Below are 3204 nucleotides of genomic sequence, written 5' to 3' on the forward strand. Positions count from 1 at the left end.
GATATCTAACGAGGAGCAGTGGCACAAGGCGGCAAAGTTCTTCACCAAGTGGCTTGGAGTTTTCTTCGTCCTTGGGGTCCCGACGGGAATCGTCATGGAGTTCGAGTTCGGCGCCAACTGGTCGCAGTATTCAATGTTCGTCGGCTCAATCTTCGGTCCCCCGCTGATGCTCGAAGGCCTCTTTGCCTTCGCGCTCGAGTCAACGTTCCTCGGTGTGCTCCTCTTCGGTATGGACAGACTTCCAAGGGTAATAACATGGATTTCCTCGTTCTTTGTGTTCCTCGGTTCGAGCCTCTCTGGCCTGTGGATTCTCATCGCCAACAGCTGGCAGCAGACCCCAACCGGATACATCATCAGGGACACCCCCCTCGGTCCGAGGGCCGAGCTGACGAGCTTCATGAAGGCCGTCTTCAACCCGCTCTTGGTTAGCCAGTACACCCACACAATCAACGCGGCGATAATAACCGGTGCCTACATTGTTGTGGCAGTCAGCGCGTACTACCTCATCAAGAAGAGGCACGTTCAGGTCGCTAGGAGCGCACTCGCCCTCGGCATAGTCGTTCTCGCGGTAAGCTCGGTAATCCAGCTCTACCCGACGGGCCACGTTGAGGGCATGGTCATAGCCGAGTACCAGCCGACGAAGCTTGCCGCCGACGAGGGCCTCTTCCACACCGAGAAGGGTGCGCCCATGGTCATCTTCGGAATCGTTGACGAGAAGGACCAGCAGGTTAAATACGCGATAGAGATTCCCAAACTCCTGAGCTGGCTTGCCTTCGGTGACTGGAACGCCCAGGTGCTCGGCCTCAATGACGCGGCCAGATACGTCTGGTACCAGCAGGTTCTCAACAACCCGAACTACGCCAACGAGCAGGTCAAAAAGCAGGTCATTGACAGCATCATGAGGGCATACGGAATAAACCCCAACTCCCCGAACGCCAACGAGCAGATGGTCAAAGTCCTTGAGGATGCCCTGCCTGTGGCCTTCATGTTCTACGCCTACCGCGTCATGGTCGGCCTTGGAACGTTGTTCATCCTGATAGGCCTCATCGGGGTTCTGCTCCTCCTGCTCGGCAAGCTCTACGATGCAAGATGGTTCCTCAAGGTGCTCGTGGTCACGGTTCCGCTTCCGTGGCTCGCTAGTGAGGCCGGCTGGTTCACCCACGAGGTCGGAAGGCAGCCTTGGATGGTCTGGGGCATGGTCACGGTAAACAACGGCGTCTCACCGAACGTCTCAGCCGGAAGCGTGCTCTTAACTCTCATAGCCTTCGTCGTCGTTTACAGCGTGCTGTTCTACATCTGGCTCCACTTCGTAAAGAAGCTCATCAGGGAGGGACCCGAGCCGGTTGAGGGCGACGTTACATCAAAACCCACTCCTGTTGTCAGCGTTGCAGGGGGTGGTAGGTGATGGACTACGCGACAGCCTGGTTTTACTTTTCCGCGTTCCTCCTTGGAATGTACCTGGCCTTTGACGGCTTTGACCTCGGCTTAGGAGCCCTCCTGGCGTTCATCAGAGACCAGAGGGACAGGGACGTGCTCGTGAACACCATGGCCCCCGTGTGGGACGGCAACGAGGTCTGGTTCATCTCCTGGGGAGCCGGCATGTTTGCGATGTGGCCAGCGCTCTACGCGACGCTCTTCAGCACGTTCTACCTCGCAATCTGGTTGCTCGCGTTCCTGTTCATATTCAGAGCTGTCGGCTTCGAGTTCAGAAACAGGAACAAGGACCTCTGGGACAAGCTCTTCGCCCTCGTCAGCGCGCTGATTCCCCTCGTCCTCGGAGTGGTCATCGGAAACCTCATCATGGGGATTCCGATAGACGCCAAGGGCTTCCACGGCTCACTGCTGACGCTCTTCAGGCCGTACCCCCTCATCGTAGGCCTGTTCGTTCTCTTCGCCACGATGTGGCACGGAGCCAACTGGGGTGCCTACAAGACCACGGGAAAGCTTCAGGAAAAGATGAGGAAGTACGCCCTCACCTTCTGGGTGCTTACCGTGGTCTTCCTGCTCCTGACGGTAGTTGGCATGAAAATCTGGGCGCCTCTGAGGTTCGAGAGGCTGACAACGCCCCTCGGTCTTGGACTGACCCTGGTTATACTAATAGCGGCTCTGATAGACGCATACCTAATCAAGAAGGGCGTCGACAGGATAGCGTTCTACATCAGCTGGCTGGCCTTCCCGCTGGTGGTCTTCCTGGTTTACTACAGCATGTACCCATACTGGGTCATCTCCACCATCGACCCGAACTTCAAGCTCAGCATACACCTGCTCGCGGCGTCTCCGCTGACGCTCCAGGCGGTCCTCGGAGTCTCGGTAATCCTGGCGGTAATCATCATGACCTACACCCTCTACGTCTACAAGATGTTCGGCGGAAAGGTCACCGAGGCCGAGGGCTACTATTAGTTCTCTTTTCTTCTTTCGACATTCGAACTTTTTTAGGGAAAAGTTTATAATTCGTTACATTAAAGTTCTTTTTGGAAACTAAAGACGGTGGTCGAAATGCACAGAGGCAAATCTACCGGCTGGCCCTACGACCGGAAGCCGGTCCTCGTCTTCTGGGAAACCACCAAAGCCTGCCAGCTCAAGTGCAAGCACTGCAGAGCGGAAGCGATACTTCAGGCACTGCCGGGCGAGCTGAGCACGGAGGAGGGAAAGGCTCTCATCGATTCCCTCACCGACTTCGGAAGGCCCTACCCGATACTCATACTCACCGGCGGCGACCCGCTCATGAGGAAGGACATCTTCGAGCTGATTGAGTACGCTGTTGAGAAGGGCATTCGCGTTGGTCTCGCCCCGGCAGTAACACCTCTCCTGACCGAAGAAACAATCGAGAGAATCGCGGAGAGCGGGGTTAAGGCGGTAAGCATAAGCCTCGACAGTCCTTTTCCAGATGTCCACGACGCAATCAGGGGGATAGAAGGGACGTGGGAGAAAACCGTCTGGGCGATTAAGGAGTTCCTAGGGAGGGGCCTAAGCGTTCAGGTGAACACGGTTGTGATGCGCGAGACCGTTGAAGGACTGCCCGAGATGGTGAAACTGCTTAAAGACCTCGGCGTCGAAATCTGGGAGGTCTTCTACCTCGTTCCGACCGGGAGGGGCAACTTCGAGAGCGACCTAAGGCCGGAGGAGTGGGAGGACGTCACGCACTTCCTTTACGAGGCCTCGAAGCACCTCCTCGTGAGGACCACCGAGGGCCCGATGTTTAGA

General features: G+C 56.6%; 3 protein-coding genes. All 3 read left to right on the forward strand.

All coding sequences use genetic code 11. From position 1 onward, the window contains the following. On the forward strand, positions 1-1405 hold a 1405-nt coding region (locus MVK46_RS02585), incomplete at its 5' end, for a cytochrome ubiquinol oxidase subunit I (RefSeq protein ID WP_297535066.1). Next, positions 1405-2400, forward strand: a complete 996-nt coding sequence (gene cydB / locus MVK46_RS02590) for a cytochrome d ubiquinol oxidase subunit II (protein ID WP_297535067.1) — start codon at positions 1405-1407, stop codon at positions 2398-2400. The genes MVK46_RS02585 and cydB, both read left to right, overlap by 1 nt. Before the next feature lie 96 nt (positions 2401-2496). Beyond that, positions 2497-3204: radical SAM protein (locus MVK46_RS02595; protein WP_297535068.1), on the forward strand; the 708-nt coding region annotated here is incomplete at its 3' end.

The organism is Thermococcus sp., from assembly GCF_027066465.1.
GTDB lineage: Archaea > Methanobacteriota_B > Thermococci > Thermococcales > Thermococcaceae > Thermococcus.

Excerpts from the sequence above, each read along its gene's own strand:
- cydB (WP_297535067.1), top strand. The coding sequence starts at position 1,405 with ATGGACTACGCGACAGCCTGGTTTTACTTTTCCGCGTTCCTCCTTGGA.